The sequence below is a fragment of the Acinetobacter sp. CIP 102129 genome (genome assembly GCF_000368305.1).
Lineage (GTDB): Bacteria > Pseudomonadota > Gammaproteobacteria > Pseudomonadales > Moraxellaceae > Acinetobacter > Acinetobacter parvus.
Genome location: NZ_KB849341.1, coordinates 409335 through 432568, shown reverse-complemented (window position 1 = coordinate 432568; position 23234 = coordinate 409335). Strand labels below are relative to the sequence as shown.

The window sequence follows — 23234 nt, the reverse complement described above, 5'->3', positions numbered from 1 at the left end:
ATTAATAATGAGTGATTACCTCATTAATTGAACTGTGAGAAGTCAGGTTTACGTTTTTGCATAAATGCCTGTACCGCTTCCATCATTTCAGGTGAGCGGACACGTTGCATAAAGATTTCAGCTTCTTCATCGATACAAGCAATAATTTCAGCTAAGTCTTTTTTCATTAGTGCTTTGCTTTGTTTTAGAGATGCTAAAGGTAGTGCTGCTAAATGTTGAGCGGTTTGTTGAGCTGTTGCATAGGGGTCTTCAACAACGTCATTTACAAGATTTGCTTTTACTGCTGTTGCTGCATCAAATTTCTTCGCTGTGAATAATAATTCAGCCGCTTTCTGATAGCCTGCTTGTTTGACCAATAAACGGCTTGCAGCACCTTCAGGAGAAAGACCTAAACTTACGAATGGAATTTGGAATAGGGCAGTATTGTCTGCAAATACGATGTCAGCATGTAATAAGATTGTTACACCAATACCAATTGCAACACCTTTCACTGCGATAATGAGTGGCTTAGAAAAACGAGCCGCTGCTTTTAATAATACAAATGGAGGTTGATCACCCGCTTTGCCTTCATATGGCTTTTGCATAAAGCCCATGAAGTCTTTCATGTCATTACCCGCAGTAAAATCTTGTTCTGCACCACGTAAAATCACAACACGTACATCTTTATTTGTATCGGCTTCATCTAATGCTTTTGCAATCCATAGATAAAGTTCGCCGTAAAGTGCATTCTTTGCTTCTGAACGGTTAATGGCTAAGGTGAGTACGCCATCTTCTAAATTTGCTTGCAAATGTTGATGAGGTTGTTGAATACAGCTAAGTGTCATCGTACTATCCTTGCTTTAATCCAGATTGATTTTTTAAGTGCTCTCATTATGTCGCATATTTGCGTTACATGGTGCAACTGATGAGTTCACAAAAAGTGAAATTACGCCTATGTACACATTTGACTATCTTGTTTTTATTGGACGCTTTCAGCCTTTTCATTTGGCACATCTACAAACGATTGAAATTGCGTTGCAGCAAAGTCAGAGCGTGATATTGGCATTAGGTTCAGCACAATCAGAACGGAATATCAAAAATCCATTTTTAGCCCATGAACGTGAGCAAATGATTCTTGCCAATTTCCCTGAGGATGAGCAAAAACGGATTCACTTTGTCCATGTAGTCGATGTGTATAACGATGAAAAATGGGTTAAACAGGTTAAAGATTTAGTCAATAAAGTGGTTCAGCCAAATGCAAAAGTAGGTTTGATTGGTCACTTCAAAGATGAATCTTCGTATTATTTAGCTTTATTTCCAGAATGGGAAATGGTTGAGTTAGATAGCTTAAAGGATTCTATTTCCGCTACGCCTATGCGAGAAGCCTATTATCGAGGTGAGATTCAGACTGAATTTTTCCCTAAAGGCACAGTCTATTTTCTTGAAGAATTTCAAAAAACATCAACTTACCAGACCTTACAACAAAAGTTTAATGCCAATGACCGTTCCAATATTGAGGCATCATCAGGTAGGGAGATTAAGCATCTTCCCAAAAGATGATTCGGTTTGAAAATGGATCGGTGATACTGAGTTCCAGAGTTTCCCAGTCTATTTTTTCAATTTTGGGGGTAGTGAATGTACCAGACTGGATCATGCTTCCTCTTAACGAACACCAAATTGTTGCACCCAGTATGCCTTGGGTTTTTCCGATTCATCAAAGCTACAGGCAACTGCGTAATCGGTAAATTTTGACTGCATCAGGTTGCTGCAATGCACAGGGCTGCTGCCCCAGGTTGCCATGACTTCATCCAGATTCTTTTGGCCCCGTGCCACATTCTCACCGCCACCACGTGTTTTAACCTGATACAGTTGAAGACGTGACCTTAAATTCAAGCCTGTGCTACTGGTATGACCCAGAAAATTATGTTCCGCCATATCCTGTGCGTGGGCAAGAGAACTCCTATGCAGACCGCTATTCCATCTCAGCGGTGCCACAGCAGCAAAATATTGTTGCCCACATTGACGTGGATGTTGCCGAATTTCATTAATCGCATTCATGATGACCTGCTGATAGGCTGGATTTTGTAAATCCTGACAGCTTATTTCCAGGGCGGGTTTTTGAATTTGGCGAACGGGCGTAGCAATATCCTGTGGCATTGTGGTTGAACTCGCCCCACATGTTGAGATAAAAAGATAAAAAGGCAACGAGATAAATACCTTGAACTGACTCATTTAAATGCCTTTGGTTGAATTATTTTAACGTTTTTATCATACCCCAAGCCCAAACAGGCGAGCAATTTTTCCTCAATAAAAAAGCAAGTGAAACTTGCCTCTTGTATTCAGGGTTTACGAAGCTGCCTGTAGTGTTTTTAAATCTTCAAGCACCTGTTCGGCATGTCCCGCCGCTTTTACTTTTCTATAGATTTTAACTAGTTGTTTATTATGGAAAATAAAGGTAGAGCGTTCAATCCCTATCACCTGTTTGCCATACATATTTTTTTCCTTAATCACATCGAAGTGTTTACAAAGCACTTCTTCCTTATCGCTAATCAGGTCAATGGTCAGTGCCTGTTTTTCGGTAAAGTTCTGGTGTGCCTTGATTGAATCGCGGGATACACCAATGATCTTACAGTTCAATCCATCAAACTGGTCTTTTAGGCAGGAAAAGCCAACCGCCTGGGTTGTACAGCCAGGGGTTGAATCTTTTGGGTAAAAATATAATACCAGCCATTCATTTGTGAGTTCGGCTAGGTTGATTTCGCCCTGAGTGGCTGGAAAGGTTTGATTGGGTAGCTGGATCTGTTCAGACATTTTGTATCCTTTGCCAAAGCTAAATTTGATCTGATTCAAGGGCTAAAAAAACATATTCTTCATCATAAACAATATTTCCATGACGTACAGGAATAGCTTTGTTAAAAATCCGCCCCCTCAATCACAGTGGTATGGAATTCTCCCCCTTTTTCAGCATAAAGGAAAGTTTAACAGAACCTACAAAAAAGCCTGCATAAATGCAGGCCTTGTTTACAACAGCGCAGGATTATTTTTTAGGTGCCTGTTGCTGGGCAGCTTTCATTGCTTCCTGAGTCAACTTTTCTAGCTTGGTGACAAGTGGTGCGCCTAGGCAAGCCTGTAAATCCTTATTCTGTTGCTGTACAAAGGCAAGGGAGCTTGGGCTTTTCTTGGCATTGATTGCACTTTGAATTTCCCATTTTTGTGCTTCAGTTACTTTGCCCTGTGCCTCAATATTACAAGAACAGAATTTGCTGACTTCTGCCGCTGTCAGTTTTCCACCCTTTGTGGTCTGGTCTTTACACACATTGATCAATGCAGATTTGACATTGGTACTTTTATACGCAGCTTTGAGTGGATTCTCATCCGCAGCATGGGTTGCCGTTGCAAGTAGGGCAGCCGCTGACATCATGGTGGAAAGAATAAGATTTGATTTAAAAAACTTCATATATTGTACCTAATTATAACCCTATATCGTCTATTCGGTATAACGTGTAGGATCCGCAATACCTGCTTCGATAAAACCTTGTTGACGTAAACGGCAACTGTCGCATTTGCTACACGCACGTCCTTGAGCATCTGCTTGATAGCAGGATACTGTTTGGCTATAGTCTACGCCATGTTCGATACCTAAGCGTATAATATTCGCTTTGGATAAATGTAACAAAGGTGTTTCAATTTTCAGGGGTTTTCCTTCCACACCCGCTTTTGTTGCCAAACGCGCAAGATTGGCAAATGCATCAATAAACTCAGGACGACAGTCAGGATATCCTGAATAATCAACGGCATTGACCCCAATCACGATGGCTTCGGCATCAAAAACCTCAGCGGCGGCAAGCGCATAGGACAGGAAAATTGTGTTACGTGCAGGAACATAAGTTACAGGAATACCTTCCTGTAATTGTTCAGGTACATCAATGTTATGGTCTGTAAGTGCTGAACCACCTAAATTGCCAAGATCAATATTAATGACGCGGTGCTCAACACCTGCTCGTTGTGCAAGTGCCTTAGCTGCATCAAGCTCAGTTGTAGAGCGTTGACCATACATAAAACTAATGGCGATACAGTCATAGTTTGCTTGTGCCCAAGCGAGACATGTTGTCGAGTCTAAGCCGCCAGACAATAATACGATGGCACGGGAACGCATATTATTTTCCATGATTCAACCTAAATATATTTAATGAAAGCAAGTCCAAAAATGAACCGATTTTGAACTGTTTAGCGACCAGATTCATCATTCCATAACAGTTTATGCAACTGTAGCTGGAAGCGAACAGGGAGATGGTCATCTAAAATCCACTGAGCTAAATCACGTGCAAGAGCAGGCAGGACAGCCGCACCTTTTTCAACGGCAAAGGCAGGGGAGAACCAAACGGTACTGACCTTATCCTGCAATTGAAAATTGATCAACTGTTGCTTCGACCATTCATAATCCTCACGATTACAAATCACAAACTTAATTTGGTCGTGCTGGGTTAAATAGTCAAGATTGGTTAATAGATTACGATGGTCTTCATTAGACGTTGGTGTCTTTAAATCCAGCACTTTGGAAACACGTGGCTCTACCTTTGAAACATCTAACGCACCGCTGGTTTCAAGCGATACCTGAAAACCCAACTCACACAGGCGCTGTAATAGAATTAAGCAATTCGGTTGTGCTAGTGGCTCACCACCTGTGACGCAGATATAAGGCGTTTTATGCTGGCTTGCTGTTTCAATGATGTGTTCAAGTGACAGACGTTCACCGCCCTCAAATGAATAGGTGGTATCACAATAACTGCAACGTAATGGGCAACCTGTCAGGCGAATAAAAACGGTAGGTAAACCAAAAGTGTTCGCTTCGCCTTGCAAGGAATAAAAAATCTCGGTAATGCGTAAACCAGCCGCAGGATCGGAGACAGGAATTGCAGAAGAACGTAAGGAAGCCATAGATTCAGAACCACACCATATAAAAGAACAAAATCCCTACAACCATGACTGATTGTAGAGACGAAAAATAACGGGGTTAGAGTTGCTTAGTCAGCGCGTAACAAGTCATTCAAGCTGGTTTTTGCACGTGTTTTTGCATCAACTTTTTTCACGATAATCGCGGCATAAAGGCTGTAGGTACCACACTTAGATGGCAGACTGCCCGCAACAACCACAGAACCTGCTGGTACTCGACCATAATGGATCTCGCCAGTTTGACGGTCATAAATCTTAGTCGATTGACCAATGAAAACGCCCATTGAAATTACAGAACCTTCACCAACAATTACGCCTTCTACAATTTCAGAACGCGCGCCGATGAAGCAGTTATCTTCAATGATGGTTGGATTCGCCTGTAATGGTTCTAACACACCGCCAATACCCACACCACCTGACAGGTGAACATTCTTACCGATTTGTGCACATGAACCCACAGTAGCCCATGTATCCACCATTGTACCTTCATCCACATAGGCACCAATGTTGACATAAGATGGCATCAACACCACATTTTTTGCCTGAAAGCTACCACGGCGAGCAACCGCAGGAGGTACAACACGCACGCCAGCCGCTTTAAACTGCTCTTCAGTCCAGCCTGAGTATTTGGTTGCCACCTTGTCATAGAACTGTAGGTCACATGCTTCGATTGGCTGGTTGTCATTCAGTTTGAATGAAAGTAAAACGGCTTTTTTTAACCACTGGTGAACAACCCACTCACCATCGATTTTTTCAGCCACACGAAGTGTGCCGTTGTCTAAACCAGTTAATGCTTCCTCAACGGCTTGACGAATTTCTGTAGGGCAGTCCGTTGCGCTATAGTTAGCACGGTCTTCAAATGCTTGCTCAATGATCGTAGAAAGCTGAGACATGATCTTCCTTCTTCCAAAAAAAATTTTGAAGATTTTACACTAATTCACTGCAAGAATCTTTGAAAAAAATAGTTACAATAATTTGTTTTTAAAATGTGAAATAAAACGGTAACGAAAGCGGATTTAGTTGTTTTTTATTCATTATTTTGAAATATACAATTATTCTGAATTTGTATCAAAAAATAACAAAAAGTAATCAGTTTCTGTATAAAAAGATATGAATGATTATTTTAATATAAAACCACGGTAACAATTATATTTAAGTAAAAGTGTTTTTTTGAGGAGACTTCAATGAAAGCTGTACGTATTCTTTTAAGTGCTGGTATTTTAACTGCAATCGCTGGAACAACTTTTGCAGCTGATGAGCGTATTGTGACAGATGAGGGTGTCGCAACTTTCTCTTTCATGAAACCAGCATCTGTTCGTGCTGAAGTGGGTACAACAGGTTATGGTGGAGCAATTTCTTACAATGCCAATCCACATGTAGGTGTAACACTGGGTTATAACGGTGGTGACATTTCTTGGACAGATGATTTATCAGTTAATGGAACAAAATATGACCTGGATATGGATAATAACCTGACATATTTAAATGCTGAAATTCGTCCTTGGGCGAACTGGTTCTATATGGCAGCAGGTGTTGCTTATATCGACAATGATTATGGTTTACGTGGCCGCCCTGGGACAAATGGTGAAATCAGAATTGATGGTTCAACATTTGGTGCAGATGTAGGAGATGTGGTAGGTAGTTTATCTTACAAAAATAATATCGCACCTTATCTAGGCATTGGTTTCTCACCGGCAATTACCAACCGTTGGGGCGTATTCGGTGAGATCGGTGCCTACTATAATGGTAATCCTACTGTAGATTTATATAACACAGGTAGTCAGACAGCAACAAGTGTAAATGGTCGTCCAATTACAGATGCAATTAATACAGAAAGAGATAAAATTCGTAATGACAATGAATACGAGTGGTTACCAGTGGCTAAGCTAGGTCTAAGCTTCCGTTTCTAATTACTTTAGTTGTTATAAAAAAACGAGCGTTACGCTCGTTTTTTTATGTCTGCATAAAATTAAAAGATAGCAGTTCCAGAAAGTTTATAAGGTAAAAATAGATCATTATGAAAATCAAGATAATATGGTAAGGATAGGTATGGGGCGATGATTACATTGCTCCACCATAATCATTATTCTTCAGGATAGGCAACTTTTTTAAGTGCCCTGATATCGGTTTCAGGTGAGCATAAGGAAATAAACTCATAGCCATAACCACGAAGCAAATGTCCTTTGCGTACAGCAATCCATGTGGTATTGACACCAAAAATATCGGTTTTGATCTGTTGCAGACGATAATCCCGCTCAGCATCATAGGCGACATCATTGACAATACCTACGCCCATATTCAGTTCAACATAGGTCTTGATGACATCGGCATCAAGTGCGGACATCACAATGTCAGCATGCAGTTGCGCATCTTCAAAGGCTTTGTCAATCTTGGAACGGCCTGTAAAACCACCATGATAGGTAATCAACGGATATTCCGCCAAGACCTCAAGGCTAATTTTGTCCAATTTGGCCAATGGGTGATCTTTAGGTGTAATGATGCTGTGATGCCATTCATAATAAGGCACGCTTGCAAGATTTTCCTCTGTGGTTAATGATTCCGTTGCGATGCCAATATCCGCCTCGCCCTGAAGTAGCATTTCTGCAATTTCTACTGGACTGGCCTGTTGTAAAATCAGGTGAACCTTTGGAAATAATTTCTTGAATTGATTCACAATCAGTGGAAGTATATAACGTGCCTGAGTATGGGTGGTGGCAATCGTCAGTGTTCCTTCATCTACCTTGTTAAAGTCATCGGCAAGACGCTTGATATTGTCTGCATCGACCAGCATCCGTTCAACAATACTCAATAATGATTGGCCTGGTTCAGTCAGCCCCAGTAAACGCTTGCCTTTACGCACAAACAGTTGTACGCCGAGTTCATCTTCAAGATCTTTAATGTGTTTACTGACACCTGACTGGGAGGTATAAAGTGCCGCAGACGCTTCGGTTAAATTAAAGTTTTGACGAACAGTTTCCCGAATAATTCTGAGTTGTTGAAAGTTCATAAATATTTTTCCACATAAAAGGTGGGGAACAACTAAAGTTCAGTAGGGAAGTTTAGTGTTCCTCCATATATTATTTTAAGCCACTTGCGTTGTTTGGTCTGCAAATAAATGAAGTTGAGCCGCACTAATCCAAACGGTTTGATTTGGCTTGAATTGATGTAAATTCGCTTCTTCTACACTTAATAAAATCTCAATGGTACGTCCACTGCGATCTTGTAATTCAGCAATGACCCTGCCTGCAATCCAGACTTCACGTAGAAACGTTGCCTCAATGGTATTTGGCTGTGGTTGTGCATGAATATGTAGTTCATTTGGTCGTGCAAAGGCGATCACTTTGCCTTGCGGTGCATCAATAGCAGTCGGTAACTGAATACGGTCATCACCGAGGCGAATGATACCGCCTGTATGCTCACCCTCAAAGCGGTTTGCCTGACCAAGAAAATCAAACACGAATGGTGTGGCTGGCTTTTCATACACTTCACGTGGTGAACCGATTTGCTCAACATCACCTTTGTTCATCACAATGATTTGATCGGCAACTTCCAGCGCCTCTTCCTGATCATGGGTCACAAAGATGGAAGTGATATGTAGTTCATCATGCAGGGTACGTAACCAACGACGAAGTTCTTTACGTACTTTGGCATCTAGTGCGCCAAAAGGTTCATCTAATAACAACACTCTTGGTTCAACCGCCAAAGCACGAGCTAGCGCAATACGTTGACGTTGACCACCCGAAAGTTGGGCAGGGTAACGGTCAGCTAAAAAGCCCAATTGCACTAAGTCCAATAAACGAGTCACACGTTTTTTAATTTCAGCTTCTGTTGGACGGGTGGCACGTGGGCGCACGCGTAAACCAAAAGCGATATTATCAAACACAGTCATGTGGCGGAACAGAGCATAATGCTGGAACACAAAACCGACCTGACGCTCACGCACATGGATGTTGGTGGCATCTTCACCCTCAAGCAAGACCTGACCGCCATCCGCAGATTCAAGTCCTGCGATGATGCGTAACAGTGTGGTTTTACCGCAGCCAGATGGACCGAGCAATGCAACCAGTTCACCCTCAGGAAAGTCTAGGGAGATGTTTTTTAGCGCATGGAATGCACCAAAGTGTTTTTCAATATTTTTAACTTGAATACTCATGTGTTCATTCCTTATGTATTTGGCTGATGTTCGTTGGCTTGGTCTTGACGGATTTCTAACCATGTTTTCAAAATCAGGGTAATAATCGCTAAAAATGCCAGTAATGAAGACACAGCAAATGCAGCACTAAAGGTATATTCGTTATAAAGAATCTCAACGTGTAACGGTAAGGTATTGGTTTGGCCACGAATATGTCCTGACACCACCGATACCGCACCAAACTCACCCATTGCACGGGCATTACATAGAATCACACCGTAAATCAGACCCCATTTAATATTTGGCAGGGTCACTTTCCAAAAGGTTTGCCAGCCTGAAGCACCCAAAACAATCGCAGCTTCTTCTTCCTCTGTGCCTTGCGCTTCCATGAGTGGAATCAGTTCACGTGCAACAAAAGGAACGGTAATAAAAATGGTCGCCAATACAATTGCGGGAACGGCATATAGAATCTTGATGTCATGATCCATTAACCAGCCACCAATCCAGCCTTGTGTACCAAAAATCAGCACCAGCATTAAACCTGCAATGACAGGGGAAACTGAAAACGGCATATCAATAATGGTGGTGAGGATGGCCTTGCCACGGAACTGAAACTTAGCCACTGCCCATGCTGCGGCAACCCCGAATACCACATTGATTGGAACGGCAATCGCAGCGGTTAATAAAGTCAACTTCACCGCAGACAGGGTATCTGAATCGGTCAGGGCATGGATATACACTTCAATCCCTTGTTTAAACGCTTCTACAAACACCAGAATCAGCGGCAAAATCAGGCAGCTCAGAAAGAAAATCATTGCCACGGTGATCAGCGTATAACGTACCCAGGTCGGTTCACGGGTTGCATCGCGGGCCTGTAACTTGAGTGCCAAGGCATTGCTATTGTTATTTAAGCTCATTGTGCAACTCTCCCTGTACGGCGGCTTGCCCATGCCTGTAATAAGTTAATTAAAAATAGGATGGCAAAGGAGAGAACCAGCATCACCACGGCAATGGTGGTTGCACCTGCATAATCATATTCTTCCAGACGGGAAATAATCATCAATGGTGCAATCTCGGTCTTATATGGCATATTCCCTGCGATGAAAATAACTGAACCATATTCACCAACACCACGGGCAAATGCCAGCGCAAAACCTGTCAGTAATGCAGGGAATAAAATTGGCAGAATCACCTTACTAATGGTTTGCCAGCGATTTGCGCCCAGTGCAGAAGCCGCTTCTTCAAGCTCCGTTTCAATGTCGCTGAGTACAGGTTGTACGGTACGCACCACAAAAGGCAGGCCAATAAAGATCAGGGCAAGGGTAATACCCAGCGGGGTATAGGCCACATGAATACCTAAAGGTTCAAGATATTGTCCAATCCAGCCATTTTTTGCATACAGTGAGGTGAGGGCAATGCCTGCAACCGCAGTGGGTAACGCAAAAGGAAGATCTACCAGTGCATCGACAATTCTTTTGCCTGGAAAGCTATAACGTACCAAGCACCATGCCAGTAATAAGCCAAAAATCACATTGACTGTGGCGGCAATCAGGGCAGCACTAAAGCTTAGTTGTAGAGACTTTAAAATTCGTTCAGAAGTTAAGATTTCCCATAATCCGTCCCATCCAATCCCAAAAGATTTGATAAACACAGCAGATAAAGGAATAAGCACAATGAAAGACACGTAAGCGAGGGTAAAGCCTAAAGAGAGACCAAACCCAGGCAGCACTCGGGAACGCTGCGACATGATATTTCCTCAAGATGAGAGATGCTTGCTAAAGACCAGTAAGCAAATAAATAACGCGAAAACTAAAGGTATGAAGAGCTGAGCTTAGGCAAATTTCAGGTTAAAATTTGCCTGACTCATTCGGTTTACAGGCTGCATCTTTTTTTCGGGCAGCATGTAATTGAGGATTTCAGGAAAAGGACCAAACCCAGATGCCACATTGATATGACCAACCTGACCCAGATTAATCGGAGTGAGTTTCCATGCCTGTGCAAGCTGTAACGCATCGACATAACCCAGCCATGGATCATTTTCACTAATCAATAATGTGGTCGGCACATCAATGCTGAGCTGATGAAAATATTGCTTGTAGTCCGTCAGACTATGACGGGCAAAGCCACTTTCACCAAAACGGGCAGGGTTGGCAGGTGCCACCAGAATCAGGTTTTCCACTTTTGCCCTGAGTTCAGGATGTTCAGCAAGTGCCGCAACACTGGTCAGGCAACCAAAACTGTGTGCAACGATTTGCACAGGCGATTTAATTGCTGCAACTGTTTTGACAAACTGGGCAACCCATTCATTTAATACTGGTCGGTCCCAGTGTTTTTGCTGCACACGAGAACTAGACACGAGTTGCTGTTGTAACCACGACTGCCAATGTTGTGCTTCACTGCCACCAACACCAGGAACAATGACTGTATGAACCATGTCTATTCTCCTTCTTAACTTACCCCTTGCGCTGTTATCAACTTCAGCGCAAGGAGAGTTTATTATTTGCCTGTACTATTGGTCTTAACGATCTGGTCAAAAATACCGCCGTTGTCAAAGTGGGTTTTTTGTACCTTGGTCCAGCCACCAAACTCTTTATCAATTGTCACAAGCTTCAGAGGCTTAAAAGTGGTGCTATATTTCTTTAAAACAGCTGCGTTGCGAGGACGATAGAAGTTACGTGCTGCAATTTCCTGACCCGCTGGTGAATAGAGATAGTTCAGGTAACCACGGGCAATTTGCAGGTTGCCTTTCTTCTCGGCATTTTTCTCAACCACGGCCACAGGTGGCTCAGCAAGAATTGAAAGTGATGGAGTCACAATTTCAAACTTGCCTGGCTGCTCACGTACGGCAAGGAATGCTTCATTTTCCCAAGCCAGCAACACGTCACCGATGCCACGTTCAGCAAAGGTCGTGGTTGAACCACGGGCACCTGAATCAAGCACCTTGGTTTGTTTATAAATCTGGCGTACGAATTCCTGTGCCTTGGCATCATTACCACCTTTCTGGTGTTTTGCCCAAGCCCATGCTGCTAAATAGTTCCAGCGCGCACCACCTGAAGTTTTAGGGTTCGGGGTAATGATTTCTACACCTGGTTTAACCAGGTCGCCCCAATCTTTAATCTGTTTAGGGTTGTCTTTACGCACAAGGAAAACGATGGTTGAGGTATAAGGTGTTGAGTTATTTGGCAGTTTCTTCTGCCAGTCTGCTGGAAGCAATTTTGCATTTTCAGCAATTTCATCAATATCTGCTGCAAGGGCAAGTGTCACCACATCAGCATTTAAGCCATCAATCACGGCACGGGCCTGTTTGCCTGAACCACCATGGGATTGTTTGAAGTCAATGTCCTGACCTGTACGCTGTTTCCAGAAAGCACCAAACTGCTTGTTGAAATCGGTATAAAGCTCGCGGGTTGGGTCATAAGAGACATTTAAAAACTCTTGTGCTGCAAAAGAAGACACTGAGAGTAATGCGGCAATGACACCAACTTTTAACTGAGATAAACGCATGAAAAACCCCTTGAAACTAAATGAATGTTTGGAATATGGATGCAGCATAACGCCAGTTTTTTTGCAAAAAAAATAATTAAAAACGAATTTGATATGAAAAAAATGCAATTGCATAAAATAGATAAGCTATGCTGAATTATTGATAAATAATAAATTTTTATTCCAATGCTTAAATTGTTATAATTATTTAAAATCAAAGAGTTATTTGTTGTTAATCATGCGGGCTATTTGGATTAAAAGGTGTTTGAATCATGCAATGCTATAAAAATGGACAATTCATTGATTCTATCCCTTTACTTGATCGGGCATTTCACTATGGAGATGGCTGCTTTACCACAGCACGTATTTTTCAGGAAAATTTTGAACTAAAAGAATTGCACTTTGCACGTTTAAAACTAGCTTGCCAGAACCTGAGTCTGGATGCTGATCTATCCCAAATTGAAAAATCAATCGAGCAGTTACAACAACAGCATTCAAGCTTAAATGGCACCTTAAAGATCGTGATTAGTCGTGGAGAGGGAAATCGTGGCTATAGCTTGCCTTTGCATCCCGCCGATATTTACCTTTGGTATTATCCAGCCACATTGCAGGCTTTCCAGCCTGAATGGATTGCCAGTGGCATGCTAAATCGTGCTTTGGGCCTGACCATGCCGAATCTGGTGGGCTTAAAAACCCTGAACCGTTTGGAACAGGTGTTATTGAAACAGGAAGCAGACCAGCAGGGTTGGCTTGAGGCATTGGTCAGTGATGTACAGGGTTATATTGTTGAAGGCGTGAGCAGTAATTGTTTTATTCGTATAAATGGACGGTGGATTACGCCAGAACTTCGTTATAATGGCGTCCACGGTGTCATGCGGGCAACTATCCTGTCGCGAATGCAGCAATCACAGATTGAATGTGAGCAACGCTATATTGGAATAGATGAGCTTGGGCAGATTCAAAGCCTATTTTTCTGTAATGCCTTGCACCCGATGAAAGCGGTTGTTCGATTTCATGATCGAGCTTTAGAGCAACAACCTTGTCTTGATTTATTTAAAACTTTAAAACTGAACCAGATTGATTAATATGCCAAAGCCGCCAAATTCAAGCAAAATCAATAAAAAACCGAAAGCCAAGCCGAAATCCAGATTTCCAGTGAAAGCATTTTTGGGCGCGATCATTATTTTACTTGTCATCCTGTTGAGTATTGTGGGGACAAGCCTGTTTAAGAATTTTCCTGTTGAGGGCAAGAAACAGCTTTTGGTCATTTCTTCGGGCGATACCTATTCCAGATTTATTGACCGTCTTGCAAAAGAAAATAAGGTGAATTTTCCGATAATATTAAAGCTGTACCAGAAGTTCATGATTCATGACAGTATGAAAGCGGGTGTGTATGAAGTCACTCATGGCATGAGTGTTCGTCAGGTGCTGGATATGTTGTCGAATGCTGAAAATGCACAGATGAACCGTATTCTGGTGATTGAGGGAACAACGTTTAAGCAACTGGTTCAGAATCTTAAAAAAGACCCAAATGTCAGCAAAACCATTCTGGATTTGCCACAGGATCAATTTCTTAAGGAGCTGGACATTCCATATTCACATCCAGAAGGTTTGTTTGCGCCTGATACCTATTTCTTTGCCAAAGGTGAAACGGACAAGAAAATCCTGACCGATTTATACCGCCGTCAAATGAAATCACTGGATGAGGCATGGATAAATAAAGCGGCGAATCTCCCTTACAAAGATAAGTATGAAGCATTGATCATGGCTTCGATTATTGAAAAGGAAACCAGTCTGGACAGTGAGTTGCAAAAGGTTTCAGGTGTGTTTGTGCGTCGCCTGCAAATCGGAATGCGTCTGCAAACAGACCCAACCGTGATTTATGGCATGGGTGATCAATATAAAGGGAATATCACCCGTAATGACTTACGTACCCCAACAGCGTATAACACCTATACCATTAACGGATTGCCACCAACGCCAATTGCTTTGCCAAGTAAAAAAGCAATTGAGGCTGCCATGCATCCAGATGACTCAAAAAATCTTTATTTTGTTGCCACAGGCAATGGTGGACATAAATTTACAGCATCGTTGGAAGAGCATAACCGTGCGGTACAGGAATATTTAACTGTGTTACGTTCAAAGAAAAATCAGGGTGAATGATGTTTATTAGTTTTGAAGGAACGGAAGGTGTGGGCAAAACCACGCTGATTCGCAAAATTCACCAGTATTTTGAACAGCAGGGTAAACAGGTGGTGCTCACCCGCGAACCAGGTGGAACGCCATTGGCGGAACAGATTCGCTCGTTGCTGTTGGCGGTGAATCATGAAGAACAAATGAGCCATGATACTGAGTTGCTACTGATCTATGCGGCACGGGCGCAACATTTACAGCAGGTGATTGTTCCAGCTTTGGAGGCTGGCAAGATTGTGTTAAGTGACCGTTTTACTGATGCTAGTTTTGCCTATCAATGCGCTGGGCGTGGTTTAAGTCAGGAAAAATTACAGCTACTTAACCAGACTTTCGTTTCCCATATGCCGAATATTACTTTCTGGCTGGATGCGCCGATTGAACTGGGTATGACCCGTGCCAGAGCGCGTGGGGCACTGGATCGTTTTGAGCAGGAAAAGCTGAGCTTCTTTACCAAGGTGAGGGCGGGATATGAAAGCTTGTGGCAGGCTGAACCTGAACGGATTAAGCGACTGGATGCCACACAGAATGCTGAGCTTGTGTTTGAAGACGCCCTAAATTATGTAAAACAGCTTGCTTAGAAGCTGTTTTACATCGAATAAATATAATTACTCATTCACCAACGGCTGTTCCACTGCAAAATTTGGTGGTGTCAGAACAGTTTTACGAATTTCACTGGAGAGTTCAGGATAATCCAGCGTGTAATGCAGGCCACGCGATTCCTTGCGTTGCATGGCACAGCGAACAATCATTTCAGAAACAAGCACCAGATTACGCAATTCAATCAGATTCTTGCTGACACGATAGTCCTGATAATACTCTGTGATTTCACGTTTTAACATTTCAATACGGTGCAGGGCACGTTGTAAACGTTTGGTGGTACGTACAATTCCCACATAGTTCCACATGGTTGAACGCAATTCATCCCAGTTTTGCAGAATCACCACATCTTCATCGGCATCGGTGACCTGTGATTCATCCCACGCAGGCACCTCAGGGAATTTAAAGCCCTCATCAAATTTCTGCTCAATATCTTCCGCCGCGCTCATGCCATACACAAAGCACTCCAGCAATGAGTTGCTCGCCATACGGTTTGCACCGTGTAGACCTGTGTAGGAGGTTTCACCAATGGCATACAAACCTGTCAAATCGGTGTGGCTGCTGGAATCTACCATCACACCACCACAGGTATAGTGGGCAGCAGGTACAACAGGAATCATGTCCTTGGTAATGTCAATACCAAGCTCTAGCAGGCGTGCATAGAGTGTAGGGAAGTGTTCGGTAATAAATTCTGGTGATTTATGGGTAATGTCCAGCCATACATGGCGGATACCCAACCGCTTGATCTCGTAGTCAATGGCACGGGCCACAATATCACGGGGTGCAAGTTCGGCACGTTCATCAAAACGCAGCATAAAACGTTCACCATCAGGTAAACGCAGATAAGCCCCTTCACCACGCATTGCTTCAGTAATCAGGAACGAACGTGCTTTGGGATGGTATAAGCAGGTTGGGTGGAATTGGTTGAATTCCATATTGGCAACACGGCAACCCGCACGATAGGCCATTGCAATACCATCACCCGTTGCAATGTCAGGGTTTGAGGTATATAGATAGGCTTTCATTGCACCGCCACAAGCCAAAGCGGTGAAAGGGGCCAGAAACGTATGAACCTGTTCAGCACTTTCATCCAGGGCATATAAGCCAATTGCACGGTTAGGCTGGTTCTGTTGGCCAAGTTTATGCAAGGTGATCAGGTCAATTGCAATGTAATTTTCAAAAATGGTGATGTTATCGCGTTCTTTGGCGCGTTCAACCAATGTGGTTGAAATTGCTTTGCCTGTTGCATCCGCTGAATGGATGATACGGCGTTGTGAGTGACCCCCTTCACGGGTAAGGTGTAATTGCTCGTCATCATCCAGTGTGAACTGCACACCTTGTTTCAGCAGGAAGTCAACAGAGGGTTTGCCACCCTCAACGGTATGTTTGACGGCATCCATTTCACATAAATGTGCGCCTGCAATCATCGTGTCACTAATGTGTTGTTGAATGGAATCAGTCTCGTCCAGTACCGCAGCAACACCGCCCTGAGCATAAAAGGTACTGGCTTCCGTGAGCGCCGCCTTTGCCAAAATTGCAATGTTGTAATGACTTGGTAAAGAGAGTGCGAGGCTTAGGCCCGCACCACCACTGCCTACAATAATCACATCAAAATGGTGAATTGTTTCTAAATCAGGCATGACGATCTGCTTCATTTTCAAACGTTCGCTAATGACAACGCTTTTTAATGAAAAAGGCAAGTGCCAATCTGCCTAGAATTGAATGAAATTTTAGCGAATAAGTTTATTTTAATTGCTTACCATAATTTAGCAGATCTATATAAATATAGGTCAATTACGATTTGGAACACTGTTTTAATCTTTTTTTAAGGCTTCCCATGATAAAACATGGCTGAGAGTGAAGATTGAGGTGGAACTCCACAATTTATTCACATTTTGCCATTCTATTTCTTTGTATACCTTGAAAATATAAACATATTTTTACGAAAAGAATGCTGGGGTTATGATAAAAACATAATCTTGAATTTTATTTGATCATCAGTATGTAGGTTCTTGCTTCATGAAAAGTCGCTATTTACAACAAGGAATGTATGCTGCGGTATTTACGGTGGCAGCTGCTCAAGTCAATGCTGCATCGCCAGTAGATTTTTCAAGTCTCGTTGAGCAGGTTAGCCCTGCTGTGGTGAGTGTGAATGTTGTGAAGAAAATGACTCAGGAAGAGTTGTTGCAGCAACAGGTTCCCGAAATTTTACGCCGTTTTTTTGGTAATCAGGTGATTATTCCCCAACAGCAGGGGCCACAGGAAAAAACCGCTTACGGCAGTGCGTTCTTTATCAGTAAGGATGGCTATCTGTTAACCAATCGTCATGTCATTGACGATGCCTCACGTATTACCATTACCTTAAATGACCGTCGTGAGCTTGATGCAACCTTAGTTGGAAGTGATGAGCGTACTGATATTGCCTTGCTAAAAGTGAATGGCGCGAGTTTCCCTGAACTGAAAATTGGTGATTCAAATCAGCTAAAAGTGGGTGAACCTGTGTTGGCGATAGGTTCTCCTTTTGGCTTTGATTACTCAGCATCGGCAGGTATCGTCAGCGCAAAGTCACGCAATATGAGTGGTGAAACGTCAGTTCCATTTATTCAGACCGATGCAGCCTTAAACCCAGGCAACTCTGGTGGCCCATTGTTTAACCAGCGTGGTGAGGTAGTGGGTGTAAACTCTCGTATCTTTAGTGGTACGGGTGGTTATATGGGCTTGTCTTTCTCTATCCCAATTGATGTGGCGATGGATGTTGTGCAGCAGCTGAAAACTAATGGCAAGGTAACGCGTTCTTATTTGGGGGTGATGTTGCAGGATATTGACCGCAACTTGGCCGATGCCTATAAACTGCCAAAACCAGAAGGATCATTGATTAATCAGGTTTCGCCAAAATCTCCTGCTGAAAAAGCAGGCCTAAAACCAGGTGATGTCATTTTAAAACTGGATGGTAATAGCATTAGCCGTACCAGCGACCTGATTTATCGCTTAAACCGTATTGCACCAAACCAGACCATCCAGCTGGAAGTTCTGAGAGATGACAAGATCCGTACAATTTCTGCGACTTTAAGTGTGGCGCCAGATGATACACCTGCGGCTGAGGATAAAAATAATCCAACCAATGGCTTGGGTATGAATATCCGTGACTTGACGGAAGCTGAACAAAGCCGTTTAAATGTTAATGGTGGTGCTTTGGTCCGTGAGGTGAAACGTGGTGGTTTGGCTTCATTGTCGAATCTGGTTGCGGGGGATGTGATTGTACAAGTCAACAGCACACCTGTTGCCAATAGTCAGGCATTTGCCAAGGCAATTGCAGCATTGCCAAAAAATAGTGTGGCCCGTATTGTGATTATCCGTCAGGGGCAACGTGCAATTGTTGGTTTGCGTCTTCAGTAATTCATCTTGATTTTTAAAACCACTCCTCATTGGAGTGGTTTTTATTTTGTAATGACGATGGGTTTAGACTAGTGTATGCAACGAAACTTTGACGAATGAAATATCAGACCAATGAGTACCATTTTTGATTTAAAAATACAGGTTCAGCCAGCACATATTGATGTACTTGGGCATGTCAACAATGTGATGTATATCCAGTGGATGCAAGATGTTGCTGAGGCGCATATCGAAGCATTGGGTTTGGGGCTGGCACAATATCTGGAACTCAAGCATGCGATGGTCGCGGTTGAACACCATGTGCAATATCGTAAGGCTGCATTTGAGGGGGAGGAAGTCATCTTAAGGACGTGGCTTAATGGTATTAATGCATTATATTCTTTTCGCCAGTATGCATTTTACCGTCCCAAGGATCAAAGTATCCTGTTTGTTGGTAACACTAAATGGGCCTGTATTGAAATTGCGACAGGTCGTCCAAAACGCATGTCACCAAGTTTTACCCATGCCTACCAACCCATTCCAGCTGATTTGAATCCGATGGATTTTTCAATTTCCTATGCTGCTATGGAATGAATGAAAGTGTTGCGTGAACAATGAAGCCTTTAAATGAAACTCATTATTTTGGATACTTTGAAAAGCTGTTCTGTTATAATCGGCAACAATTTTGTTAAACCGCTTTGGCCTATTGCTTTTTTAAAGTATCAGGCGTTCTATTTTCTCAAGGTAACCCATGGCGCAAGCTAAAAAATCCGTAGATATCAAAAATATACGAAATTTCTCGATCATTGCTCACATTGACCACGGTAAGTCAACACTGGCTGACCGTTTCATTCAAATGTGTGGTGGCTTACAGGATCGTGAGATGCAGGCTCAGGTGCTGGACTCCATGGAGCTTGAGCGTGAACGTGGGATTACCATTAAGGCTGCATCCGTCACGTTGTACTATACCCATCCGAATGGTCAGGAATATCAACTCAACTTTATTGATACGCCAGGGCACGTTGACTTTTCTTATGAAGTGTCTCGTTCCTTGGCTGCATGTGAAGGTGCATTGCTAGTCGTGGATGCGGCACAGGGAGTTGAGGCTCAATCTGTTGCAAACTGTTATACCGCAATTGAGCAAGGCTTGGAAGTATTGCCCATCCTGAACAAGATTGATTTACCTCAGGCTGAACCTGAGCGTGTCATCCATGAGATTGAAGAAATTATCGGGATTGAGGCAACAGATGCGCCAACCTGTTCTGCAAAAACAGGTTTAGGGGTTGAGGGCGTTTTAGAGCGTCTGGTTGATGTGATTCCAGCACCAGAAGGTGACCGTGATGCGCCGTTGCAGGCGTTGATCATTGACTCATGGTTTGATAACTATTTGGGTGTTGTCTCGCTTGTCCGTATTAAACAGGGTCGTATCCGCAAGGGCGACAAGATGCTGGTTAAATCGACAGGTCAAACTCATCCTGTCACGTCAGTAGGTGTGTTTAATCCAAAACATACCGAAACTGACATTCTCGAAGCAGGTGAGGTTGGTTTTGTCATTGCGGGTATCAAGGATATTTTTGGTGCACCAGTCGGCGATACCATCACGCTTTCATCTACTCCCGATGTTGCAATACTTCCAGGCTTTAAGAAAGTGAAGCCACAGGTGTATGCTGGGCTTTTCCCAATTGATGCCAGTGATTTCGAGCCATTCCGTGAGGCTCTGCAAAAACTCCAGATTAATGATTCAGCTTTATTCTTTGAACCAGAAAGCTCTGATGCTTTAGGTTTTGGTTTCCGTTGCGGCTTCTTGGGGATGCTGCATATGGAAATTGTGCAGGAACGTTTGGAACGTGAATATGATCTTGACCTGATTAGTTCTGCGCCAACTGTAATTTATGAAGCATTGACCAAGAAAGGCGACATTATTTATATCGATAGCCCATCGAAAATGCCAGATGGTTCAACAGTTGAAGACTTACGTGAGCCGATTGCAGAATGTCATATTCTTGTGCCACAGGAATATCTGGGCAATGTCATGACCTTGTGTATTGAGCGTCGTGGTGTGCAAAAAGATATGAAATTCCTGGGTAATCAGGTATCCATCACCTTTGAAATTCCAATGGCTGAGGTGGTTATGGATTTCTTTGACAAGTTGAAATCCTGTTCTCGTGGCTTTGCTTCACTGGATTATAACTTTGTCCGTTTTGAGAGTTCATCTCTGGTTAAGGTTGACGTGTTAATTAATAGCGAAAAGGTGGATGCTTTGGCGATGATTTGTCACCGTCAGGATGCGCGCCATCGTGGTATCGCACTGGTTGAGAAGATGAAAGACCTGATTCCCCGCCAAATGTATGATGTGGCGATTCAGGCAGCGATTGGTGCGCAAATCATTGCACGTTCTACCGTTAAAGCCATGCGTAAGAACGTTTTGGCAAAATGTTATGGTGGTGACGTGTCTCGTAAGAAGAAACTGCTTTCGAAACAAAAAGAAGGTAAGAAACGCATGAAACAGGTGGGAAGTGTCGAAATTCCACAGGAAGCGTTCTTGGCTGTATTAAAAGTTGATCGATAGAAAAAGACTTAGGAATCGCTCATGGATTTTGATTTTAATTTGATTCTCGTTCCAGTCACACTGATATTTTTTATTGTGTGGTTGCTTGACAAGTTTGTACTGAAACAACGTGTAAATAAGGGACGTGATCAGGAAAACTTTGTGATCACATGGGCGTATGATTTCTGGCCAGTATTGGCTGTGGTGTTGGTGCTGCGTTCTTTCCTCTATGAGCCGTTTAATATCCCATCTGACTCTATGGTGCCTACCTTGGAAACAGGTGACTTTATTTTGGTGAATAAGTTTGATTACGGTGTACGTTTGCCGATTATAAATACCAAAATAATTAATGTTGGTGAACCAAAGCGCGGTGAAGTCATCGTGTTCCGTTATCCACCACAGCCTACTATTAGTTATATCAAGCGTGTAGTGGGTTTGCCTGGTGACCATATTCAGTTTAAAGATGGGCAGCTAATCATTAATGGTCAGCAAATTGCAAAAGTTGCTACTGAGGTTAAACGTGAAAAGGATCAACTTGAAACGCCAACCGTATATTATTTTAAAGAGACTTTAGGTGAGCATCAGCATCTGATCCGTTATCTGGATGGGCGTAATCCTTTGGCTGAACAGTTCCAGTTTGCTCAGTTAAAGGGCGCTGAAGCATTAGTGCCATTTGTGGCAAAAGCCAATGATGTGTTTATTAAAAGTAATGGACGGGATTGGGAAGTGACTGTACCACAAGGCCAGTATTTTGCGATGGGGGATAACCGTGACCAAAGCGCTGATAGCCGTTTTTGGGGTTTTGTCCCAGAATCAAATTTAACAGGCCGTGCTTTTTATGTATGGATGCATAAAGAACCTGGTTTCAATCTTCCAAGTTTCAGCCGAAATGGTAAGATTGACTAATAAATAAAACGTATAGGACATACTACAGATGCGTAAATCTCAGCAAGGGGCTTCGTATATTGCAATTTTATTTGGGGTGGTTTTATTTGCGATTGCTGTAAAGGCATCAATCGCAATCTGGCCAGCATATTGGGATGATCGAATTATAGATTCTCAAATTGAAGGTCTATTAAAGGATAGTCCTGAGAATATTACACCAACTCAGTTCGCAGCTCAGATGGATCAGCGTCTGGATATGAATGGGGTTCGGGATCTTCGTTTCAAGGATGTTGCACAGGTTACTTATAAAGATGATTTAATTGTTAAGAAAAAGTATGAAGTGCGTAAGCCTTTCATGCTGAATATTAGTTTAGTGATGACCTTTGAGAAGACTTTTGACCAAAAATCTGCCAAACAAGCTCAATGATGCACGTCTGCAAGGGCGAATTGGTCACCAGTTTAAACACCTTGATTTGTTAAAACTGGCATTGACCCATCGTTCTGTGAGTCAAAAGCACAATTATGAACGCCTGGAATTTCTAGGCGATTCATTATTAGGGATGATTGTTGCCAATTATCTTTACCATACCTACCCACTTGAAAATGAAGGTCGCTTAACGCGGATGCGTGCGACTTTGGTTCGACAGGAAGCATTGGGGAAAATTGCAAATGACTTACAATTGAGTCGGTCATTAATTTTAAGCACAGGCGAGTTAAAATCGGGTGGACATCACCGAGAGTCAATTCTGGCTGATACAGTTGAAGCAATTATTGGTGCCATTTATTTGGATAGCAATGATCTCAACCTGTTGGAACGCATTGTGCTAAAATGGTATGAGCCTTATCTGGATTATATCGAACCGACAGATCAACTCAAAGATCCAAAATCACGTTTGCAAGAGTATTTACAAGCACGTAAAAAACCTCTCCCAGTTTACGAGGTTGTAGATATTCAGGGTGATGCCCCTAATCAACATTTCAAAGTGGAATGTGATGTAGCGGGACTGCCAAAAATTATAGGCGAGGGCTCAAGTCGTCGTTTTGCCGAACAAACGGCAGCGGCAGAGATTTTAAAATTATTGGAGCAATAAC

General features: G+C 42.7%; 25 protein-coding genes and 2 pseudogenes. 11 read left to right on the top strand and 16 right to left on the bottom strand.

All coding sequences use genetic code 11. The features are described from left to right. Positions 1–23 precede the first annotated feature (23 nt). Positions 24–824 carry an enoyl-CoA hydratase-related protein gene (locus F973_RS10145; protein ID WP_004682671.1) on the bottom strand — a complete coding sequence of 267 codons (801 nt, stop codon included), beginning with the start codon at positions 822–824 and terminating at the stop codon, positions 24–26. Positions 825–933: 109 nt separating this feature from the next. On the opposite strand from F973_RS10145, the gene F973_RS10140 reads away from it, so the two are divergent. Beyond that, entirely contained in the window at positions 934–1539 is a 606-nt protein-coding gene (locus tag F973_RS10140) for a nicotinate-nicotinamide nucleotide adenylyltransferase (protein ID WP_004761609.1), read from the top strand. Here F973_RS10140 and F973_RS15350 read toward each other — a convergent pair. From F973_RS15350 to dapD, 8 genes and pseudogenes are all read right to left on the bottom strand, one after another. After that, a pseudogene (locus F973_RS15350) lies at positions 1517–1615 on the bottom strand (glyoxalase/bleomycin resistance/extradiol dioxygenase family protein); the annotation flags it as partial. The gene F973_RS10140 and the pseudogene F973_RS15350 overlap by 23 nt on opposite strands. A 26-nt stretch (positions 1616–1641) precedes the next feature. Continuing rightward, positions 1642–2211, bottom strand: coding sequence for a CAP domain-containing protein (locus tag F973_RS10135; RefSeq protein WP_004682669.1), 570 nt, complete (start codon positions 2209–2211; stop codon positions 1642–1644). A gap of 114 nt (positions 2212–2325) precedes the next feature. Continuing rightward, positions 2326–2790: a peroxiredoxin gene (locus tag F973_RS10130; protein ID WP_004761606.1), complete on the bottom strand. Its 465-nt coding sequence runs from the start codon at positions 2788–2790 to the stop codon at positions 2326–2328. Positions 2791–2809: 19 nt separating this feature from the next. Then, positions 2810–2939: pseudogene (locus F973_RS14755) on the bottom strand (ATPase); the annotation flags it as partial. Positions 2940–3016: 77 nt separating this feature from the next. Continuing rightward, on the bottom strand, positions 3017–3436 hold the full coding sequence (locus F973_RS10125; RefSeq protein ID WP_004676872.1) for a hypothetical protein: 420 nt from the start codon (positions 3434–3436) through the stop codon (positions 3017–3019). Positions 3437–3466: 30 nt separating this feature from the next. After that, positions 3467–4135, bottom strand: coding sequence for a 7-cyano-7-deazaguanine synthase QueC (queC, locus tag F973_RS10120; RefSeq protein ID WP_010589178.1), 669 nt, complete (start codon positions 4133–4135; stop codon positions 3467–3469). Between the two features lie 71 nt (positions 4136–4206). Then, entirely contained in the window at positions 4207–4917 is a 711-nt protein-coding gene (gene queE, locus F973_RS10115; protein ID WP_004761604.1) for a 7-carboxy-7-deazaguanine synthase QueE, read from the bottom strand. A gap of 86 nt (positions 4918–5003) precedes the next feature. Beyond that, positions 5004–5825 (bottom strand): 2,3,4,5-tetrahydropyridine-2,6-dicarboxylate N-succinyltransferase, encoded by an 822-nt coding sequence (gene dapD / locus F973_RS10110; RefSeq protein WP_004761603.1) that lies wholly within the window; start codon positions 5823–5825, stop codon positions 5004–5006. A gap of 291 nt (positions 5826–6116) precedes the next feature. Between dapD and carO the strand changes: the two genes are divergently transcribed. Then, entirely contained in the window at positions 6117–6842 is a 726-nt protein-coding gene (gene carO, locus F973_RS10105) for an ornithine uptake porin CarO (protein ID WP_004761602.1), read from the top strand. A gap of 173 nt (positions 6843–7015) precedes the next feature. Here the strand turns inward: carO and F973_RS10100 are convergent, their stop codons facing one another. The 6 genes from F973_RS10100 to F973_RS10075 form a co-directional block, all read right to left on the bottom strand. Beyond that, positions 7016–7939, bottom strand: a complete 924-nt coding sequence (locus tag F973_RS10100; protein ID WP_004761599.1) for a CysB family HTH-type transcriptional regulator — start codon at positions 7937–7939, stop codon at positions 7016–7018. Between the two features lie 75 nt (positions 7940–8014). Then, positions 8015–9085, bottom strand: a complete 1071-nt coding sequence (locus F973_RS10095) for a sulfate/molybdate ABC transporter ATP-binding protein (protein ID WP_004761598.1) — start codon at positions 9083–9085, stop codon at positions 8015–8017. Positions 9086–9096: 11 nt separating this feature from the next. Continuing rightward, positions 9097–9981 (bottom strand): sulfate ABC transporter permease subunit CysW, encoded by an 885-nt coding sequence (cysW, locus tag F973_RS10090; RefSeq protein WP_004676886.1) that lies wholly within the window; start codon positions 9979–9981, stop codon positions 9097–9099. After that, on the bottom strand, positions 9978–10811 hold the full coding sequence (gene cysT, locus F973_RS10085) for a sulfate ABC transporter permease subunit CysT (protein ID WP_004676888.1): 834 nt from the start codon (positions 10809–10811) through the stop codon (positions 9978–9980). Before cysT ends, cysW begins: the two co-directional genes overlap by 4 nt. Positions 10812–10895: 84 nt before the next feature. After that, positions 10896–11498 carry an RBBP9/YdeN family alpha/beta hydrolase gene (locus F973_RS10080; protein ID WP_004761595.1) on the bottom strand — a complete coding sequence of 201 codons (603 nt, stop codon included), beginning with the start codon at positions 11496–11498 and terminating at the stop codon, positions 10896–10898. Between the two features lie 62 nt (positions 11499–11560). Further along, positions 11561–12568, bottom strand: coding sequence for a sulfate ABC transporter substrate-binding protein (locus tag F973_RS10075; protein ID WP_004682657.1), 1008 nt, complete (start codon positions 12566–12568; stop codon positions 11561–11563). A gap of 251 nt (positions 12569–12819) precedes the next feature. On the opposite strand from F973_RS10075, the gene pabC reads away from it, so the two are divergent. Genes pabC through tmk form a run of 3 tightly spaced genes read left to right on the top strand, consistent with a single transcriptional unit; the run spans position 12820 to position 15318 of the window. Further along, positions 12820–13632, top strand: a complete 813-nt coding sequence (pabC, locus tag F973_RS10070) for an aminodeoxychorismate lyase (protein WP_004682656.1) — start codon at positions 12820–12822, stop codon at positions 13630–13632. Position 13633: 1 nt separating this feature from the next. Continuing rightward, positions 13634–14710, top strand: coding sequence for an endolytic transglycosylase MltG (mltG, locus tag F973_RS10065; RefSeq protein ID WP_004761593.1), 1077 nt, complete (start codon positions 13634–13636; stop codon positions 14708–14710). Then, on the top strand, positions 14710–15318 hold the full coding sequence (gene tmk / locus F973_RS10060) for a dTMP kinase (protein ID WP_004761592.1): 609 nt from the start codon (positions 14710–14712) through the stop codon (positions 15316–15318). Before mltG ends, tmk begins: the two co-directional genes overlap by 1 nt. Positions 15319–15345: 27 nt before the next feature. Here tmk and nadB read toward each other — a convergent pair whose 3' ends face one another. Then, positions 15346–16983, bottom strand: a complete 1638-nt coding sequence (nadB, locus tag F973_RS10055; protein WP_171062345.1) for an L-aspartate oxidase — start codon at positions 16981–16983, stop codon at positions 15346–15348. A gap of 373 nt (positions 16984–17356) precedes the next feature. Between nadB and F973_RS10050 the strand changes: the two genes are divergently transcribed. The 6 genes from F973_RS10050 to rnc all read left to right on the top strand — a co-directional run bounded on the left by F973_RS10050 (position 17357) and on the right by rnc (position 23233). Further along, positions 17357–18733, top strand: a complete 1377-nt coding sequence (locus F973_RS10050) for a Do family serine endopeptidase (protein ID WP_004761589.1) — start codon at positions 17357–17359, stop codon at positions 18731–18733. 111 nt (positions 18734–18844) lie between these two features. Continuing rightward, the gene (locus F973_RS10045) at positions 18845–19303 is read left to right on the top strand and encodes an acyl-CoA thioesterase (RefSeq protein ID WP_004761588.1); all 459 of its coding nucleotides are present in this window, start codon (positions 18845–18847) and stop codon (positions 19301–19303) included. Between the two features lie 157 nt (positions 19304–19460). Further along, positions 19461–21278 carry a translation elongation factor 4 gene (lepA, locus tag F973_RS10040; RefSeq protein WP_004761587.1) on the top strand — a complete coding sequence of 606 codons (1818 nt, stop codon included), beginning with the start codon at positions 19461–19463 and terminating at the stop codon, positions 21276–21278. A gap of 21 nt (positions 21279–21299) precedes the next feature. Beyond that, a complete protein-coding gene (lepB, locus tag F973_RS10035; RefSeq protein WP_004761584.1) occupies positions 21300–22163 on the top strand; it encodes a signal peptidase I in 864 nt (287 codons plus the stop codon). 28 nt (positions 22164–22191) lie between these two features. Continuing rightward, positions 22192–22569, top strand: coding sequence for a DUF4845 domain-containing protein (locus tag F973_RS10030; RefSeq protein ID WP_004761583.1), 378 nt, complete (start codon positions 22192–22194; stop codon positions 22567–22569). Continuing rightward, on the top strand, positions 22538–23233 hold the full coding sequence (gene rnc / locus F973_RS10025; protein ID WP_004682647.1) for a ribonuclease III: 696 nt from the start codon (positions 22538–22540) through the stop codon (positions 23231–23233). Before F973_RS10030 ends, rnc begins: the two co-directional genes overlap by 32 nt. The last annotated feature ends 1 nt before the right edge of the window (position 23234 follow it).

Bases quoted from the DNA above. Each gene is read 5' to 3' on its own strand.
- F973_RS10145 (WP_004682671.1), bottom strand. From the start codon at position 824: ATGACACTTAGCTGTATTCAACAACCTCATCAACATTTGCAAGCAAAT.
- F973_RS10140 (WP_004761609.1), top strand. From the start codon at position 934: ATGTACACATTTGACTATCTTGTTTTTATTGGACGCTTTCAGCCTTTT.
- F973_RS10135 (WP_004682669.1), bottom strand. From the start codon at position 2,211: ATGAGTCAGTTCAAGGTATTTATCTCGTTGCCTTTTTATCTTTTTATC.
- F973_RS10130 (WP_004761606.1), bottom strand. From the start codon at position 2,790: ATGTCTGAACAGATCCAGCTACCCAATCAAACCTTTCCAGCCACTCAG.
- F973_RS10125 (WP_004676872.1), bottom strand. From the start codon at position 3,436: ATGAAGTTTTTTAAATCAAATCTTATTCTTTCCACCATGATGTCAGCG.
- queC (WP_010589178.1), bottom strand. From the start codon at position 4,135: ATGCGTTCCCGTGCCATCGTATTATTGTCTGGCGGCTTAGACTCGACA.
- queE (WP_004761604.1), bottom strand. From the start codon at position 4,917: ATGGCTTCCTTACGTTCTTCTGCAATTCCTGTCTCCGATCCTGCGGCT.
- dapD (WP_004761603.1), bottom strand. From the start codon at position 5,825: ATGTCTCAGCTTTCTACGATCATTGAGCAAGCATTTGAAGACCGTGCT.
- carO (WP_004761602.1), top strand. From the start codon at position 6,117: ATGAAAGCTGTACGTATTCTTTTAAGTGCTGGTATTTTAACTGCAATC.
- F973_RS10100 (WP_004761599.1), bottom strand. From the start codon at position 7,939: ATGAACTTTCAACAACTCAGAATTATTCGGGAAACTGTTCGTCAAAAC.
- F973_RS10095 (WP_004761598.1), bottom strand. From the start codon at position 9,085: ATGAGTATTCAAGTTAAAAATATTGAAAAACACTTTGGTGCATTCCAT.
- cysW (WP_004676886.1), bottom strand. From the start codon at position 9,981: ATGAGCTTAAATAACAATAGCAATGCCTTGGCACTCAAGTTACAGGCC.
- cysT (WP_004676888.1), bottom strand. From the start codon at position 10,811: ATGTCGCAGCGTTCCCGAGTGCTGCCTGGGTTTGGTCTCTCTTTAGGC.
- F973_RS10080 (WP_004761595.1), bottom strand. From the start codon at position 11,498: ATGGTTCATACAGTCATTGTTCCTGGTGTTGGTGGCAGTGAAGCACAA.
- F973_RS10075 (WP_004682657.1), bottom strand. From the start codon at position 12,568: ATGCGTTTATCTCAGTTAAAAGTTGGTGTCATTGCCGCATTACTCTCA.
- pabC (WP_004682656.1), top strand. From the start codon at position 12,820: ATGCAATGCTATAAAAATGGACAATTCATTGATTCTATCCCTTTACTT.
- mltG (WP_004761593.1), top strand. From the start codon at position 13,634: ATGCCAAAGCCGCCAAATTCAAGCAAAATCAATAAAAAACCGAAAGCC.
- tmk (WP_004761592.1), top strand. From the start codon at position 14,710: ATGTTTATTAGTTTTGAAGGAACGGAAGGTGTGGGCAAAACCACGCTG.
- F973_RS10050 (WP_004761589.1), top strand. From the start codon at position 17,357: ATGAAAAGTCGCTATTTACAACAAGGAATGTATGCTGCGGTATTTACG.
- F973_RS10045 (WP_004761588.1), top strand. From the start codon at position 18,845: ATGAGTACCATTTTTGATTTAAAAATACAGGTTCAGCCAGCACATATT.
- lepA (WP_004761587.1), top strand. From the start codon at position 19,461: ATGGCGCAAGCTAAAAAATCCGTAGATATCAAAAATATACGAAATTTC.
- lepB (WP_004761584.1), top strand. From the start codon at position 21,300: ATGGATTTTGATTTTAATTTGATTCTCGTTCCAGTCACACTGATATTT.
- F973_RS10030 (WP_004761583.1), top strand. From the start codon at position 22,192: ATGCGTAAATCTCAGCAAGGGGCTTCGTATATTGCAATTTTATTTGGG.